15 protein-coding genes are annotated in these 15,896 nt (G+C 32.7%); 5 read left to right on the top strand and 10 right to left on the bottom strand.

The annotated features are described in order from the left end of the window. Nucleotides 1-2 precede the first annotated feature (2 nt). Together WPG_RS10225 and WPG_RS10230 are read left to right on the top strand one after the other, a co-directional pair. Nucleotides 3-2,240 (top strand): TonB-dependent receptor, encoded by a 2,238-nt coding sequence (locus tag WPG_RS10225; protein ID WP_045472142.1) that lies wholly within the window; start codon nt 3-5, stop codon nt 2,238-2,240. A 52-nt stretch (nt 2,241-2,292) separates the two neighbouring features. Further along, nucleotides 2,293-2,664: a heavy-metal-associated domain-containing protein gene (locus WPG_RS10230; RefSeq protein WP_045472145.1), complete on the top strand. Its 372-nt coding sequence runs from the start codon at nt 2,293-2,295 to the stop codon at nt 2,662-2,664. Nucleotides 2,665-2,731: 67 nt separating this feature from the next. Here WPG_RS10230 and WPG_RS10235 read toward each other — a convergent pair whose 3' ends face one another. From WPG_RS10235 to miaB, 10 genes are all read right to left on the bottom strand, one after another. After that, nucleotides 2,732-3,370 (bottom strand): DUF6090 family protein, encoded by a 639-nt coding sequence (locus WPG_RS10235; protein WP_045472148.1) that lies wholly within the window; start codon nt 3,368-3,370, stop codon nt 2,732-2,734. A 134-nt stretch (nt 3,371-3,504) separates the two neighbouring features. Further along, the gene (gene groL / locus WPG_RS10240) at nt 3,505-5,136 is read right to left on the bottom strand and encodes a chaperonin GroEL (RefSeq protein ID WP_045472151.1); all 1,632 of its coding nucleotides are present in this window, start codon (nt 5,134-5,136) and stop codon (nt 3,505-3,507) included. A gap of 37 nt (nt 5,137-5,173) precedes the next feature. Continuing rightward, nucleotides 5,174-5,449: a co-chaperone GroES gene (gene groES, locus WPG_RS10245; protein WP_045472154.1), complete on the bottom strand. Its 276-nt coding sequence runs from the start codon at nt 5,447-5,449 to the stop codon at nt 5,174-5,176. Between the two features lie 168 nt (nt 5,450-5,617). After that, nucleotides 5,618-5,971, bottom strand: a complete 354-nt coding sequence (gene secG / locus WPG_RS10250) for a preprotein translocase subunit SecG (RefSeq protein ID WP_045472157.1) — start codon at nt 5,969-5,971, stop codon at nt 5,618-5,620. A gap of 1 nt (nt 5,972) precedes the next feature. Beyond that, nucleotides 5,973-6,896, bottom strand: a complete 924-nt coding sequence (locus WPG_RS10255; RefSeq protein WP_045472160.1) for a hypothetical protein — start codon at nt 6,894-6,896, stop codon at nt 5,973-5,975. A 3-nt stretch (nt 6,897-6,899) separates the two neighbouring features. Next, entirely contained in the window at nt 6,900-7,403 is a 504-nt protein-coding gene (locus WPG_RS10260) for an LptE family protein (RefSeq protein ID WP_045472163.1), read from the bottom strand. After that, on the bottom strand, nt 7,404-7,595 hold the full coding sequence (locus tag WPG_RS10265; RefSeq protein WP_045472166.1) for a hypothetical protein: 192 nt from the start codon (nt 7,593-7,595) through the stop codon (nt 7,404-7,406). An 89-nt stretch (nt 7,596-7,684) separates the two neighbouring features. Then, nucleotides 7,685-8,953, bottom strand: a complete 1,269-nt coding sequence (locus WPG_RS10270) for a sigma-54 interaction domain-containing protein (RefSeq protein ID WP_045472169.1) — start codon at nt 8,951-8,953, stop codon at nt 7,685-7,687. Between the two features lie 2 nt (nt 8,954-8,955). Further along, nucleotides 8,956-9,900 (bottom strand): hypothetical protein, encoded by a 945-nt coding sequence (locus WPG_RS10275; RefSeq protein WP_045472172.1) that lies wholly within the window; start codon nt 9,898-9,900, stop codon nt 8,956-8,958. Nucleotides 9,901-9,911: 11 nt separating this feature from the next. After that, complete coding sequence (gene miaB, locus WPG_RS10280) at nt 9,912-11,357, bottom strand: tRNA (N6-isopentenyl adenosine(37)-C2)-methylthiotransferase MiaB (protein ID WP_045475443.1); 1,446 nt, start codon at nt 11,355-11,357, stop codon at nt 9,912-9,914. A 202-nt stretch (nt 11,358-11,559) separates the two neighbouring features. Here miaB and WPG_RS10285 point away from each other — a divergent pair, with 202 nt between their 5' ends. The 3 genes from WPG_RS10285 (at nt 11,560) to topA (ending at nt 15,890) form a co-directional block, all read left to right on the top strand. After that, on the top strand, nt 11,560-11,982 hold the full coding sequence (locus tag WPG_RS10285) for a hypothetical protein (protein WP_045472175.1): 423 nt from the start codon (nt 11,560-11,562) through the stop codon (nt 11,980-11,982). A gap of 23 nt (nt 11,983-12,005) precedes the next feature. Continuing rightward, nucleotides 12,006-13,229 carry an LVIVD repeat-containing protein gene (locus WPG_RS10290; RefSeq protein WP_045472178.1) on the top strand — a complete coding sequence of 408 codons (1,224 nt, stop codon included), beginning with the start codon at nt 12,006-12,008 and terminating at the stop codon, nt 13,227-13,229. Nucleotides 13,230-13,379: 150 nt separating this feature from the next. Further along, nucleotides 13,380-15,890, top strand: coding sequence for a type I DNA topoisomerase (gene topA, locus WPG_RS10295; protein ID WP_045472181.1), 2,511 nt, complete (start codon nt 13,380-13,382; stop codon nt 15,888-15,890). The last annotated feature ends 6 nt before the right edge of the window (nt 15,891-15,896 follow it).

Consider the following 15,896-nt stretch of genomic DNA (forward strand, 5'->3'; position numbering starts at 1 on the left):
AAATGAAAATATATATATTAATAATTCTGACTTTCCTGTCAATAGACGTGTTTGCCCAAGAACAGCTTAAAGGGATTGTTTTAGAAACTAGCAGTTCTAAAGAATTGCCTTTGCAAGGAGCCAATGTATATTGGTTGAATTCCACAATTGGTGTTATCACTAATGAAGATGGAACATTTTCCTTACCCTATAAATTCTCTTATAATAAACTAGTTATTAGCTACGTTGGTTTTAAAACGGATACGATTACAGTTACAGAAAGTAAATTTATAAAACATGTGTTAAAAGCTTCTGATGAGTTAGATGCAGTAACAGTAACATCAAGAAAACAAGCGACTTCAAAATCGTATTTAAAAGCGACGAACACGCTTTTTGTGAGCAGTGATGAATTATTAAAAGCAGCTTGTTGTAACCTCTCTGAAAGTTTTGAAACCAATCCTTCAATTGATGTTAATTTTGCCGATGCAGTTTCTGGTACAAAACAGATTAAAATGTTAGGTCTAAATTCTCCTTACATTCTAATTACAACTGAAAATATTCCAGCAATTCGTGGAGCATCTCAAGCTTATGGTTTAACTTTTATTCCTGGTACTTGGGTAGAAAGTATTCAAATTACAAAAGGAAGTGGAAGCGTGGTTAACGGTTTTGAAAGTATAGCAGGTCAGATTAACGCTGAGCTTGTAAAACCTTCAACTGATAACAAGTTATTTGTTAATGCTTATGCAGGTGTTAATGGTAGGCTAGAATTAAATACTCACATTAACCAAAAAGTTTCAGATAAGTGGAGTACAGGCTTATATCTACATGGTAATTTACGAAATCAAAAATTTGATAGAAATAATGACACATTTTTAGATATACCGTTGAAAGAACAAATCAATGTAATGAATCGTTGGCAATATATCAATGGAGAAAAAGGCATTGTTAGCTTTATCAATTTAAGGTACTTAAATGATAATACGCAATCAGGACAAATGGATTTTAATCCAGATTTAGATAAGGGTTCAACTAATCTTTGGGGAAGTGAAATCAATACAGAACGTTTTGAAGTGACTACGAAATTAGGTTATGTAAACCCTGAAATACCTTATCAAAGTTTAGGGTTTCAAACGGCTTTTAGTCACCATAAACAAATATCTTATTTTGGGTTAAACCTATATGATATTAAACATAACAGTTTCTATTCTAATTTGGTATACAATAGTATCATTACAGATTCGCGTCATAACATAAAAACAGGTTTAAGTTTTACTTATGATCACTACGATGAACTTGTAAATACAGATATATACGAACGCACAGAAAACTCAGTTGGTGGTTTTTTTGAGTATGCATATGATGATTTAGACAAACTGACTATGACAGCAGGTGTAAGATTAGATCAGCATAATAGACTTGGCTTTTTTATAACGCCACGTTTACACCTTAGATATACTCTATGGGGAAAATCGGCATTGAGAGCTTCTGTTGGTAGAGGAAAACGAAGTGCTAATATTTTTGCTGAAAACCAAAATTTGTTTTCGAGCTCTCGACAGATTAATATCTCAAATTCTGGAGGGAAAATCTATGGTTTAGACCCAGAAATTGCATGGAATTATGGAGTGAGTTATTTACAAGGGTTTAATTTATTTGAGCGAAAAGCCGACGTTACTTTTGATTTTTATCGTACCGAATTTCAGAATCAAGTTATTGTAGATTGGGAAAATCCTTTTGAAGTAAATTTTTATAATCTTGATGGTGAAAGTTATGCGAATAGTTTTCAGTTAGAATTTAATTATAATCTATTTGATGGTTTTGATATTAGAACCGCGTACAAGTATTACAATATAAAAACAGATTATAATTCTGGTCAGTTAGAAAAGCCTTTAATACCGAAAAATCGAGTATTTGCAAATGCGTCTTATGAAACATCTATAAAGGAAAATGAATCTCAATGGAAGTTTGATGCTACTTATAATTGGTTAGATTCACAGCGTTTTCCTAATACAGATTTAAGTTCTGTTCAATTACGATTACCTGAGTACTCTCCAACTGTTGGGACGTTAAATCTGCAAATAACTAAAGTCTTTTCTTCAAAATTTGAAGTATATTTAGGTGGTGAAAACGTGACAAATGTACGTCAACCAAGTCCAATTGTAAGTGCTGATAATCCTTTTGGATCAAATTTTGATACTAACTTTGTATATGGCCCAATTTTTGGAAATATGTATTATGCAGGATTGCGATATAGAGTTAAATAATGTAAATTTCTGCATAAACAAGAATTCTAATAAATAAAAAAATAAATTTTAGATGAAAAAAGTAATTTTAATAGTTGCATTATTAGTAACCTCAATAACCTTTGCTCAGAACAAGAACGCAAAAGCTTCAATAGAAGTGGATGGTGTTTGTGGCATGTGCAAGGATCGAATAGAAAAAGTAGCGATAAGAACTAAAGGAGTGAAATCTGCAGTATGGAATATTGATACTCACGAGTTAAAACTTATTTACGATGAGCGTAAAACTAGTTTAACTACAATTTCTAAGAATCTAGCTTCAGTGGGACATGATACTAAAGAAATAAAAGCAACAGAAGAACAGTATCAATCTGTTAATCCATGTTGTAAATACCGTGATGAAGATGTGAAGAAAGATCACAAAAATGAGAAAGGAAACGGAAGATAATATTAAAGCCTGAATTTTAGTTCAGGCTTTTTTTTATTAAGTTTTAAAAAGAATTTTATTATTGAAGTTAATCTAATACCTTCAAAATACTATCACAACTCTTAATACCTTGTATTGTCGCATCACGTTTTATATTTAAAGAACCACGAGCACTTTGCATAATATTTTTCAGTAATTTTTCATCTTTAAATGGGGATTTACCTTCAGATATTAAATCGTAATCTGTATGATGTATAAAGTAATTTCCTAAATAATCTCTGTTTATTATTTCTTGCCTTTCATAGGCTTTGAGAATAGTTTTATAATCTGAGTAATGCTTTAGAATGGTAGTTTTAAGTTCAAAGTCATTCATTAATTTTAAATCACCAGAATTTACGAGAGTTTGATGTGTGTAATCTTTTGGTGTGAAGTTGGTGAGGTTGGCAACAGCATAAACACCTCTTAATCGTACGTTTTTATTTGGCACATCTTTACCTAAAACTGAAATGACATCCTCAGCTTGTTCTATTTTAGAATTTATTTTTGTGAGATTAGCTGCTAATTGTACTTTGTCATCTTTAATATCTAGCTTAAGATTATGAATGTATTGTTCCTTTTGAGTTTTACTAGCTCTATCTTCTCCCCATTCATTCATCCCAAAGGCTAATGATATACCAATAATTACAATAAGTATTTCACCTAAAGCGTAGGTGAGTTTCTTTTTCATGTTTAATTGTAGTCTGTTGATTTCCTCTAAATTAATAAAAATAAAACGAGCAAAAATAAAAGCCTTTGATTTTCATCAAAGACTTTCGTTGTATATACGTATGAGTGAGATAACTCATCTGTAGCAATTTGCTACTACATCATACCTGGCATTCCGCCTCCACCCATTGGTGGCATAGCAGGTGCATCTTCTTTAATGTCTACTAAAGCACACTCAGTTGTTAAGATCATACCAGCAACAGAGGCAGCATTTTCTAATGCAATACGTGTTACTTTTTTAGGATCTATGATACCAGCTTTAAGCATATCTACATAAGTTTCTGACTTAGCATCGTAACCGAAATCTTTCTTACCTTCTAATACTTTATTGATGACAACAGAACCTTCACCACCAGCATTTTCTACAATGGTTCTAAGAGGAGATTCAATCGCTTTATTCACAATTTGGACACCTGTAGTTTCATCTAAATTATCTGTTGTGATTTTTTCTAAAGTCTTTTTAGCTCTAACTAAAGCAACTCCACCACCAGCAACGATACCTTCTTCTACTGCAGCTCTTGTTGCATGTAAAGCATCATCAACACGATCTTTCTTTTCTTTCATTTCAACTTCAGAAGCAGCACCAACATATAATACAGCAACACCTCCAGCTAATTTAGCTAAACGCTCTTGTAGTTTTTCTCTATCGTAGTCAGAAGTTGTTGTTTCTATCTGTGCTTTAATTTGGTTCACTCTACCTTTGATGTCTGAAGAATTTCCGTTACCATTAACAATTGTCGTGTTGTCTTTGTCAATCATTACAGATTCAGCAGTACCCAACATAGTTAAGTCAGCATTTTCTAGAGAAAATCCTCTTTCTTCAGAAATTACAACACCACCAGTTAAAATGGCAATGTCTTCTAACATCGCTTTACGTCTGTCTCCAAAACCAGGCGCTTTAACAGCAGCAATTTTCAATCCACCACGTAATTTATTAACGACTAAAGTAGCTAATGCTTGTCCTTCAACATCTTCAGCGATGATTAATAGAGGACGACCAGATTGTGCTACTGGTTCTAATATTGGAAGAATCTCTTGTAAGTTAGAAATCTTCTTATCGAATAATAAGATATATGGATTTTCTAAATCTGCAATCATCTTGTCAGAATCCGTAACAAAATAAGGTGATAAATAACCACGATCAAACTGCATACCTTCTACAACGTCTACGTAAGTATCTGTTCCTTTTGCTTCTTCAACTGTTATAACTCCTTCTTTACCAACTTTTCCAAATGCTTTAGCTATTAATTCACCAATTGTGTTGTCATTGTTTGCAGAAATTGAAGCTACTTGTTCAATCTTCTCTGAAGAATTGCCTACTTTTTTAGCTTGTTTTTCTAAGTCAGAGGTAATAGTTTCAACAGCTTTATCAATACCACGTTTTAAATCCATTGGATTTGCACCAGCAGCAACATTTTTAAGCCCTTCTTTTACTATAGCTTGAGCTAAAACAGTTGCGGTAGTTGTTCCGTCACCAGCTAAATCGTTGGTTTTAGAAGCTACTTCTTTTACCATTTGCGCTCCCATGTTCTCTAGTTCGTTCTCTAGCTCAATTTCTTTTGCTACAGAAACTCCATCTTTAGTGACTTGTGGACCACCAAATGATTTTCCAATAATTACATTACGACCCTTTGGTCCTAAAGTTACTTTTACTGCGTTCGCTAGAGCATCAACACCACGTTTTAGGCCGTCACGTGCTTCAATATCAAATTTTATATCTTTTGCCATTTTCTTTTAATTTTTGAATAGGTTTTATTATATAGTTTTAAATAATCGCTAAGATGTCGCTCTCACGCATCATTAAATAGTCTTTTCCTTCTAACTTAAGTTCTGTACCTCCATACTTTCCATAAAGTACAGTATCACCAACTTTCACAGTTAAAGGTTCATCTTTTTTTCCGTTGCCAATAGCAACAACAGTTCCCTTTTGCGGTTTTTCTTTTGCATTGTCAGGTATAATAATACCAGAAGCCGTAGTTGTTTCAGCTTCTTTTGGTTCAACAAGAACTCTATCTGCTAAAGGTTTAATGTTTAAAGCCATTTGTAATATGTTTTTAATTGTTTGATTTATAATTTACGCTTTTGCGTAGTTCGAAAATTATGCCAATAAATTAAGACTGACAAAGTTTCAGATTATCTGTTGGGTATTAGAAACAAAAAAGCCAACTTTATAGAGTTGGCTTAATTCTTTTATTGTAATACTAAGGTATTAGTTACCATCGGTTGTTCCATCTGTTGTAGCAGCATCATCAGTAGCTGCTGGAGGAATTGTCGTTGGGATTTCAGTTGCTTCGTCTGTATCTAAAGCTTTAGATTCGGTAACCACGCCAGAATCAATAGTTAGGTTAGAAGCTAAAATAAGAATGATTAAAGCCGTTGCTAAAAACCATGTACTCTTATCTAAGAAGTCACTAGTTTGCTTTACACCACCAACTTGTTGTGTGCCTCCACCACCAAATGATGACGATAAACCTCCTCCTTTTGGATTCTGTACCATAATTACTACAACGAGTAAAAACGCTACGATTACGATAAGTATTAAAAATATTGTAAATGCACTCATTTTATAAAGTATTATTGTCTTTTAATTCTTGGATCAATTTTATTTGGTCTGCAAAGAAACTACTTTTTTCTGGATATTTCAAACTTAAAATTTTATAAGATTGAATGGCTTTATCATAGTTTTTTTGCTCTAAGTATATACGTGCCAAAGTTTCAGTCATTATACTATCTGATACATCATCGTCATTATTGACGAGTATTGGCTTTGGTGAATTACCTTTAATTGGTTTTATTTTTGGATTATCACCTATAAACTTATCTATTATGGCAAGTTTATCTTCAAGAGGTGAAGTTGTATTACTTATTGAAATTTCAGTTTCGACTTCATCTTCATTTCTTACAATTGGTTTAAAACTTGTAATTTTTAACCATTCTGAGAATGAGTGACTTTCGGATTTATCAAATTCTAAAGGAGATCCGATTTTAAGTTGCTTCTCTGTAGTGATATTTTTTACATCAACTGCAATGATAGAATCTTCAATCCTTGGGCATTTTGATTTAGGAATTGCATTATCTTTTGCTTTAAATAAATTGGGGTCTAAAACACCTTCTGTAGCTTTTATTTGTTCCTTTAAAGCATCATCAATCATAACGCTTTTATCAATTGAAATATCATCAACAGCGTTAACTTCTATAGATTTGATGTGTTCAGAATTCTGTTTAATTTGTTCAGAAATTTCATTCTGATTAAAAATTTTTGAAGTAATATAATCAAACAAGACACTACGATCTGCAGTATGAGCAGCAGTAATTTTTAAGGCATTATTATACTTGTAGCTTTCTTTTTGTTTAAGACCTTTAAGGTATAATGCTTTTAAAGGTTGAAAATAGGGATATTCTTTAATTTGAGTAGATAATGCATCTACTTGAGATGCTGTAACAGCTTCTGGATGTTGTAATAGGTATGTGAGTTCTTGAAGCTGCATAGTTTACCAATTCGCTAATGAAGCATTGAAAATATCTTGTGTTAAACGCTCAAAAATAACCTCAAAAGCTTCGTCTTTTGTCCCTCCAATTAATTGGGCTTCTGCAGGGTAATCAAAGAAGAAAGAAAAAGGTTTTTCAAAATCTTTTTCTTCGTCTTTAGTATTAATATACCTTACATTTACTCTAATAGTTAATCTATTTTGTGCAGCTGTATTCTGAGCAGTGGCAGTCATAGGTGCAATTCTGTATTCAGTAATTTCACCCTCAAATATTAAGTCAGCACCAGTAGTAACTAAATTTAAACTGGTTTGGTTTACAATTAAATCTTGTAAAGCATTTGTAAAATCAATATCTAGACCTGGCTCAACTAAATCTGCATTATTCTGAAAGAAATTCACCTGATACGTTTTAGCATCTCCTGTATCTGCACCTGTGAAAGAATATGGGCCACAACTAATCATTGTAATGCAAATTGAAAAAAGTACGATATATTTTAATGCTTTCATTTAATAAGTATTAGGGCGTTTCATAGTAATAAACGCATAAATTTTGCCTCCTTCTATAGTAAATGAAGTCGTAATTAGTCTATAACCTTTATAGTGTTTTTCATTAATTAAATCCTCTGCTTCTTTACGAATTGCTTCAGAACTATTTGGACCAAAGGTCATTCTTAATCTAAAAATTTCTACTGCTTTCATTAATTGTTATTCTAAATAGAAAGATAAAAATCAACTTTAACTAAACTCTAAAATGAATAGTTTCTTATTATTGATTTCATAATCTTTTCTTAAAGATCAAATTGTTTTATTTTCCGATATAACGTACGCTCACTAATACCAAGTTCAGCTGCGGCTAACTTACGTTTTCCACTATGACGCTCTAAAGATTTTTTTATCAACTCTAGTTCTTTATCATGTAAAGATAGGGTTTCTTCTTCTTCAATTTCTTCAGCAAAATGATATTTATCCTCTACATCAGAAGATACTAATGTTTCACTTACCTCTCTGTGTTCAGGAATGGATAATACTTCTAGATTTTCTACAGTGGTGTCAAAATTATCTGTTTTGTCTTCACCGTAGATTTTCTGAATTAAGTTTTCGTTATCTTTTTGAACATCAGAAATATTACCATGCTTCATAAGTTCCATGGTGAGTTTCTTAAGGTCGTTTAAGTCACTTTTCATGTCAAATAACACCTTGTATAAAATCTCACGCTCACTACTAAAGTCTCCTTCTGATTTAGAATTATTAATCACAGCCGGAAGATTACTTCCTGTACTTGGTAAATAATTTTGAAGTGTTAAAGCATTTATTGTCCGCGTTTGTTCTAAAACAGAAACTTGTTCCGCTACATTTCTTAACTGACGAATATTACCATTCCAACGATATTTTAAAAGCGATTGTATGGCATCGTCAGTAAGTTTTACCGTTGGCATTTTATATTTTAATGCAAAGTCACTCGCAAATTTTCTAAATAATAAATGAATGTCATCTTTACGTTCTCTTAAAGCTGGGAGGTTAATATCTATAGTACTTAATCTATAATAAAGATCTTCTCTAAACTTTTCTTTCTTAATAGCCTCAAACATATTAACGTTTGTTGCAGCAACAATTCTTACATCTGTTTTTTGAACTTTACTTGAGCCTACTTTTATGAACTCCCCATTTTCTAAAACTCGTAATAAACGGACTTGAGTTGTTAATGGTAGTTCACCAACTTCATCTAAAAATATGGTACCTCCATCTGCAACTTCAAAATAACCAGAGCGTGTAGATGTTGCTCCTGTAAAAGCGCCTTTTTCGTGTCCGAAAAGTTCACTGTCAATGGTACCCTCTGGTATTGCTCCACAGTTTACGGCAATATATTTGCCATGCTTTCTATGTGAAAGCTGATGTATAATTTTAGGAACACTCTCTTTACCAACACCACTTTCTCCAGTCACTAAAACTGAAATATCAGTAGGAGCGACCTGAATCGCTTTTTCTATAGCACGATTAAGCTTAGGATCATTTCCTATAATGCCGAAGCGTTGTTTTATGGCTTGTACTGATTCCATGTTTAATTAACGTAGTTAAATCTTTCGTTTATTTCAAACATTAAATCAGGACCGAAATCATAAGCAATATCTCTACTCATAATTCTCCCTACAGTATTATACTCTAAATCGAAAGAAAAAGATTCACCGTTAAAAGTTGCTGCATTCCAATTATTAGTAGATAAGAATTGAGCTACTAATGGTCCTATTTCATCAGAATAATCATCTGCTAAAAACTGTAATAGATAATTATCTTCGTAAACTACTTTTAATGGACTACTACTATCATCAAATTGATAAGTCGTATTACTTTGTATTTCTCCTGTTGTGATACTGCCGTTAATGTTACCATTAGCAGTGTAAGTTAATATTTCTGTTTGTATAGAAAATGTACCATCAAAAGATTCTTTTTTTACAACTCTATTAGAATCATCTAAAGTAAAAACTGTAGATATACTCGACCCGACTTCAGTTCTCGTAATCGTATTACCATCATATGTAAAATTATAGGTGTAATCATCCTCGTCGTCTTCAAAATAATCGTAAGTAATTTGATTGATATTTTCTGAGGTATAAGTTATGTTGTATTCATTGGTGGTTACACCTTCTGAATTTACTGAAATATTACTTGTTATTTGCCCAGATCCATTACGAGAATAACTTTGATTTTCAGTTTCAAAAGGACTGTTTTCAACTGATACGCCAACTGTGCTATTTGATACTTTGTCATTATTAACATTGATATTCGAATTAGTAACGGTGCGAATTGGAATTCCAAAAAAACTAAATGAAATGTCAGTGTCTAACTCATATAAAGAAAGCGTTAAATCTGTACTTTCACTTCCGTCACCACCATCATCGCCACCATCTTGTCCATCATCTTGACCAGTTAAATCTGGATCTAAGGCTTCATTTTCACAAGCCGTAATTAGTGATAACGTTAAAAGGATTAAAATTAATTTCTTCATTATTATTTTGATTAATTATTGATTGAATAGTCGATAGCTTTACCAATGAGTGTTGCACTTGTGCAATCTGTTACATGTACATTGACAAAGTCACCAACTTTATAGTGCTCTTTTGGAAAAACAGCAACAGTATTATCCGAAGTTCTTCCAGACCATTGTTCATCTGATTTTTTAGAAGTCTTTTCTATTAATATTTCAACAGTTTTATTAAGGTGCTGACGTGTTCTAATTTCGCTATGCTTGCGTTCTAAATTAACAATTTCTGTTAAGCGGCGTTTTTTAGTCGCTTCAGGTACATCGTCTTCCATTTTACGGCCAGCCATTGTTCCTGGTCGCTCAGAATAAGTGAACATATAACCAAAGTTATACTTTACATACTCCATTAAGCTTAAGGTGTCTTGATGATCTTCTTCTGTTTCAGTTGGGAAACCAGCAATTAAATCTACACTAATAGAACAGTCTGGAATGATACGTTTAATATTATCGATAAGTTCAAAATATTCTTCACGCGTATGTAAGCGGTTCATTTCTTTTAAAATACGATCACTACCACTTTGTACTGGTAAATGAATATGCTTACAGATGTTGTCGTATTTTGCCATCGTTTCAATAACATCCAATGTAAAATCTTGAGGGTTAGATGTAGAAAAACGAATACGCATTTTTGGTTGCGCTTTTGCAGATAGTTCTAATAATTTTGCAAAATCTACAGCAGTTGCTTTTTGTAGGTCAGTTGCTTTATCAAAGTCTTTTTTTAAACCTCCTCCATACCAAAGGTAACTATCAACATTCTGACCTAAAAGTGTAATCTCTTTGTAGCCATTAGCCCACAGTTCGTTAATCTCTTCAATAATACTTTGTGGATCTCTACTGCGTTCTCTTCCGCGTGTAAATGGAACGACACAGAAGGTACACATATTATCACAACCTCTAGTTATAGATACAAATGCAGTAACACCGTTACTATTTAATCGTACAGGTGAAATATCTCCATAAGTTTCTTCTTTGGATAGAATAACATTAATAGCATCCCTTCCTTCATCAACTTCAGCTAATAAGTTTGGTAAATCTTTGTAAGCATCTGGTCCTACAACTAAATCTACAATTTTCTCTTCTTCTAAAAATTTAGTCTTAAGTCGTTCAGCCATACAACCTAAAACTCCAACTTTCATCTTAGGGTTTATACGTTTTACAGCATTGTATTGTTGTAATCGTTTTCTAACGGTTTGTTCAGCCTTGTCTCTAATAGAGCATGTGTTAACTAAAACCAAGTCAGCATCTTCAAGTTTTTGAGTTGTATTAAAACCTTGGTCAGACAGGATGGAAGCTACAATTTCACTATCACTAAAATTCATAGCACAGCCATAACTTTCTATGAATAGTTTTCTGCTGTTGCCTTCTTTTTGATCTAGTACTAAGGTGTTTCCTTGCTTGTTTTCGTCTATTGTTTTTTCCATTTTAATTTTCCGGTAATTGGGAAATTTTATATCTGTTTTACTCAAAGCTCAATAAGCATGCAAAGATAGGATTATTTTATAGATTATGACAAAGTGGCAGTTGTAATATTATTCAAAAAAAGTTAAATAAATAAATTTAATCATTAGTTAACGCAACCCTTAACGATATTTTGCATCTACAATAAAAAGTATTATATGTAATTTGAGAAGTTTTCTTATTGCTTTTATTTTATTGTCGTTTATATCTTGTAATAATGATGATGATAGTGATGCTAGATCACAATGTGATTTTGAAATTATCATTGATTTAGATCAATATGAAATTCCTTCACCAAGTGTGTACACCATTATAGATGCCCAAATTAATGAGAATTGTCTTGAAATAACAATAGGTGCTAGTGGCTGTGATGGAGAGAGTTGGGATGTTGAGTTAGTGTCAGATTTTCCACTTGTAGCTGGTGATTCTGGAGGATCTAATCTTAGTCTGAAATTAAGAAACTCTGAGGTTTGTGCTGCATATTTTACAAGGACATTTAGTTTTGATACTACTGAATTACTTGGGGATTTAACCAGCATGTCATTTGTTTTGGAGGGCTGGGGAGGAATGCTTGAGGTATCAAATTAATAAAATTTAAAACTATATTAATCATGAAAAAAATTGCTTTCATTTTGCTTACACTATTTATTTGGTCATGTAATAATGATGATCAATCCGGAACTTTTACAGCTATGGTTGCTATACCAGAAACTATAACTAAGACCGAATGGCGATCGAGAGTAGAAATACAAGCTCCTAAACCTATTGAAGATGTGGGAAAAATTTATAGTTATGAGGATTATATTTTTATAGGTGAAAAGTTTAAAGGTGTGCATGTAATTAATAATAGTAATCCTTTATCACCAACTACTGTAGCTTTTATAAATATTCCTGGGAATGAAGATATTTCAATTAAAAACAACTATCTCTATGCTGATAATTCAATTGATTTAGTGGTTTTTGATATCTCAGATATTAATGCTATTACCGAAGTGGAAAGATTAGAAGATGTGTTTTATCACTATTTTGATTATCGAGCACCTGAGGAAGCATATGCTGTTGACTTCGAGAATTTTAATTTTGAAGAAGATGTAATTGTTGGATGGGCTATAAAAGAACGTCAATTTGAGGAACAAGAATATGATTACGTAACGTTTAATGAATCAGCAGCGACTAATGATGTTGGTGTAGGTGGTTCTTTAGCACGTTTTCAAATTGTTAATGATTATCTCTATACTGTTGGTGAAAGTGAATTGTCAGCTTTTAATATTTCTAACTTATCTCAGCCTAGTTTAGTAAACACTTATTATGCTGGTTGGAGTATAGAAACTATGTTTTATGCAGATGGATATTTATATTTAGGAGGTACTAATGGAATGTCTATCCATAGTATAGCAGATCCTGCTTCGCCACAATACATATCTGATTTTGATCATTGGGAAGGTTGTGACCCTGTCGTTGTAGATGGGGATTATGCGTATTTAACTTTGAGAGGTGGAAATGAATGTGGACAAGAGTTAAGTGTTTTAGAAGTTATCGATGTAAGTGATAAATATAATCCAACCCTTGTTGCTCAGCATTTTTTAGATAGTCCTTATGGACTTGGTTTTAAAGAAAGCAGCTTATTTGTTTGTGATGGAGCAGCAGGTTTAAAAATTTACGACAAATCTAATCCTCTAGACTTGCAGATTTTAAATACGTTTGAAAATGTAAATGCTACAGATGTCATTCCTCTAGAGGATAAGTTATTAATGATTTCAGAAAATGCATTATATCAATATCAGTATAATGAGGAGAATTCTATTAGCTTAATGAGTACGTTTATACTTAATTAATAGATTTTTAATATAATTAAAAAGCCTCAAGTCATTGAGGCTTTTTCTATATAAAGATTGGCAAATCACGATAAAATGTATCTGATTTCAGACCAAATTAGGTTTGTAACTGAAAATTCACATACATTTGTAACCTCAAAAAAAATAAGAATGCCGAAGAATCTAGTCATAGTTGAGTCACCTGCAAAGGCGAAAACCATAGAAAAATTTTTAGGGAAAGATTATAAAGTAGAGTCTAGTTTTGGACATATTGCGGACTTACCTTCTAAAGAATTGGGAGTTGATGTCGATGGAGATTTTATGCCCAAATATCAGGTTTCAAAAGATAAGAAAGATGTAGTAAAGAAATTAAAGGACTTAGCTAAGAAAGCTGAAATGGTATGGTTAGCAAGTGATGAGGATCGAGAGGGTGAAGCTATTGCTTGGCACTTGGCTGAAACTTTAAAATTAGATAAAGAAAAAACAAAGCGTATAGTATTTCATGAGATTACAAAAAGTGCTATTAATAAAGCAATTGAAAACCCTCGCAGTATAGATTATAATTTAGTAGATGCACAACAAGCTAGACGTGTTTTAGATCGTATTGTAGGTTACGAATTATCACCTGTATTATGGAGAAAAGTAAAAGGAGGATTATCTGCAGGTAGAGTACAGTCGGTTTCAGTTCGTTTAATAGTTGAACGCGAAAGAGCAGTTCAGAATTTTGAACCTGTGGCGTCCTACAGAATTGATGCAGAATTTAAAACAGATAATGGTAATGCTTTCAAAGCAAAATTGCCAAAGAATTTTGGATCAGAAGCAGATGCTTTAAAATTCTTAAATAATAATATAGGTGCAGGTTATCAAGTTGCCGATTTACAGAAAAAGCCAGCAAAAAAATCAGCTGCCGCACCATTTACAACATCAACCTTACAGCAAGAAGCGTCTCGTAAATTAGGTTTTTCTGTAAGTAGAACTATGAGTAATGCACAGCGTTTATATGAAGCAGGTTTAATTACCTATATGAGAACTGATAGTGTTAACCTTTCTGATGAAGCTAAAAAAGGTGCAGAAAGCGAAATAGTTTCTGCGTATGGTGTTGAATATAGTAATCCGAAAAATTATAAAGGTAAATCTAAAGGAGCTCAAGAAGCTCATGAAGCTATAAGGCCTACAAATTTTGCTAATCATACTGTTAATGCAGAACGTGATCAAGCAAGGTTATATGATTTAATCTGGAAACGTGCTATCGCATCTCAAATGAGTGATGCAAAATTAGAACGTACCAATCTTAAAATTCAGATAAATTCTAGTAATAATGTAAATGAACAGTTTACAGCTAATGGAGAAATCATCACTTTTGAAGGTTTCTTAAAAGTGTATTTAGAGGGTACTGATGATGAACATACAGAGCAAGAAGGTATTTTGCCAGATTTAAAAGTTGGAGAAGATCTTCAGAATAAATACATCACAGCTACACAACGTTTTACCAGACCACCTTCAAGATTTACAGAAGCATCTCTAGTAAAACAATTAGAAGAATTAGGTATAGGACGTCCATCTACATATGCACCAACAATTTCTACAATTCAGAATAGAAACTATGTGGAAAAAGGGACACATGAAGGAGACGAAAGAAAATACAAGCAATTAGTGTTTGAAGATGGAAAAATAAAAGATAATGCGCTTTCTGAACAAACAGGTTCAAATAAAGGAAAGTTAGTGCCTACTGATATAGGTATGATTGTTACAGAATTTCTAGTGAAGCATTTTGAAAGTATTTTAGATTATAATTTTACAGCTAAAGTCGAAGATAAGTTTGATGATATAGCAGAAGGTAAGGAAGATTGGCGTGCTATGATGAAGGACTTTTATAAAGGTTTTCATCCACAAGTCGAAGATGTGCAGGAAAATGCTGAGCGCGAATCTGGTGAACGTATTTTAGGTACAGATCCAAAAACAGGTCGCCAGGTGAGTGTACGTTTAGGTAAATTTGGACCTATGGTCCAAGTGGGTGTTATGGATGATGAAGAGAAGCCTAAGTTTGCAAGCTTATCACCAGACCAACAGTTAAATTCTATAACTTTTGAAGAGGCTATGGATCTGTTTAAGCTTCCAAAAGCTTTAGGTCATTATAAAGATGATGAGGTAGAAGTGAATAATGGACGATTTGGACCTTACGTACGTTTCGGAAAAAAATTCGTTTCACTACCTAAAGGAGTAGATCCTTTGAGTGTAGAGTTAGAAGAAGCTTTAATATATATTAAGGAGAAGGAATTAGCGGATGCTCCTATATATATGTATAAAGATTTAGAAGTTACAAAAGGCAAAGGGCGTTTTGGACCATTTATTAAATGGAACAATATGTTTATTAATGTCAATAAAAAATACGATTGGGATAATTTATCTGAAGAAGACATTGTAACTTTGATCGAAGAAAAAATTCAGAAAGAAATAGATAAAGTTATACACAATTGGGAAGAAGAAGGTGTAAGAGTTGAGAAGGCAAGATGGGGAAGACATAATATTATTAAAGGGAAGCAAAAGGTTGAGTTAGCTAAAACAGTTGATGTTAGTAAGATGACTCTAGAGAAAGCACAAGCACTGCTCGAAAAAAATGCACCCAAGAAAAAGGCTCGTAAAAAAACAACAAAGAAAAAAGCAACTACTAAAAAGAAGTAATACTAC

This window comes from Winogradskyella sp. PG-2 (genome assembly GCF_000828715.1).
GTDB lineage: Bacteria > Bacteroidota > Bacteroidia > Flavobacteriales > Flavobacteriaceae > Winogradskyella.

What these genes read in the sequence shown, in the direction of transcription:
- WPG_RS10275 (WP_045472172.1), bottom strand. Translation starts at nt 9,900, where the DNA reads ATGAAGAAATTAATTTTAATCCTTTTAACGTTATCACTAATTACGGCT.
- WPG_RS10230 (WP_045472145.1), top strand. Translation starts at nt 2,293, where the DNA reads ATGAAAAAAGTAATTTTAATAGTTGCATTATTAGTAACCTCAATAACC.
- WPG_RS10225 (WP_045472142.1), top strand. Translation starts at nt 3, where the DNA reads ATGAAAATATATATATTAATAATTCTGACTTTCCTGTCAATAGACGTG.
- WPG_RS10270 (WP_045472169.1), bottom strand. Translation starts at nt 8,953, where the DNA reads ATGGAATCAGTACAAGCCATAAAACAACGCTTCGGCATTATAGGAAAT.
- miaB (WP_045475443.1), bottom strand. Translation starts at nt 11,357, where the DNA reads ATGGAAAAAACAATAGACGAAAACAAGCAAGGAAACACCTTAGTACTA.
- WPG_RS10265 (WP_045472166.1), bottom strand. Translation starts at nt 7,595, where the DNA reads ATGAAAGCAGTAGAAATTTTTAGATTAAGAATGACCTTTGGTCCAAAT.
- WPG_RS10290 (WP_045472178.1), top strand. Translation starts at nt 12,006, where the DNA reads ATGAAAAAAATTGCTTTCATTTTGCTTACACTATTTATTTGGTCATGT.
- secG (WP_045472157.1), bottom strand. Translation starts at nt 5,971, where the DNA reads ATGAGTGCATTTACAATATTTTTAATACTTATCGTAATCGTAGCGTTT.
- WPG_RS10260 (WP_045472163.1), bottom strand. Translation starts at nt 7,403, where the DNA reads ATGAAAGCATTAAAATATATCGTACTTTTTTCAATTTGCATTACAATG.
- WPG_RS10255 (WP_045472160.1), bottom strand. Translation starts at nt 6,896, where the DNA reads ATGCAGCTTCAAGAACTCACATACCTATTACAACATCCAGAAGCTGTT.
- WPG_RS10235 (WP_045472148.1), bottom strand. Translation starts at nt 3,370, where the DNA reads ATGAAAAAGAAACTCACCTACGCTTTAGGTGAAATACTTATTGTAATT.
- groES (WP_045472154.1), bottom strand. Translation starts at nt 5,449, where the DNA reads ATGGCTTTAAACATTAAACCTTTAGCAGATAGAGTTCTTGTTGAACCA.
- topA (WP_045472181.1), top strand. Translation starts at nt 13,380, where the DNA reads ATGCCGAAGAATCTAGTCATAGTTGAGTCACCTGCAAAGGCGAAAACC.
- groL (WP_045472151.1), bottom strand. Translation starts at nt 5,136, where the DNA reads ATGGCAAAAGATATAAAATTTGATATTGAAGCACGTGACGGCCTAAAA.